Consider the following 581-nt stretch of genomic DNA (forward strand, 5'->3'; position numbering starts at 1 on the left):
CGCTGAAGTTGTCTCTGATGACGTTCTAGGTGGCTACATGGAAGCTAAAGCAGTGCTGGAAAAAATGAACTGTGAAGGCAATGTAGTGATCATCGAAGGCCCTAAAGGGGGAAGCGGTGAAATCCAACGTGGTGAAGGTAACGATAAAGCCATTGCCGAATGTGGCCCAGGAAAAATCAAAGTATTAGAGCGCAAAACCGCAAACTGGTCACGGGCAGAAGCGATGCCACTGATGGAAAACTGGCTACAAAAACACCGTGGAAAAATTAACGGTGTTATTGCACAAAATGACGAAATGGCCTTAGGTGCTATCGAAGCCATTAAAGGTGCGGGCCTTGAAGTAAACAGCTTTGCCATTGCTGGTGTTGATGGCGTTTCTGATGCGATTTTTGCGGTTCAGGACGGTGAAATGGTGTCCATTCTGCAAGATGCTAATGCACAAATGCAAGGCTCTATCGATATCGCAATGAAATCAGTAAAAGGCGATAGCTATCAGCCAAAATCAGCGATTTGGAAACAATATGCAGATCAACTGCAATGGAATGATGGTAAAGATCAGCGCTACCAAATTCCTTGGACGG

Annotated in this window: 1 protein-coding gene; it reads left to right on the top strand. The window is 45.4% G+C overall.

The features are described 5' to 3' along the window. Window positions 1–581 (top strand): substrate-binding domain-containing protein (locus tag ABN217_RS19880; RefSeq protein WP_349459947.1); only part of this gene is annotated, 581 nt, incomplete at both ends.

Source organism: Proteus sp. fly-1067, assembly GCF_040139345.1.
Lineage (GTDB): Bacteria > Pseudomonadota > Gammaproteobacteria > Enterobacterales > Enterobacteriaceae > Proteus > Proteus vulgaris_B.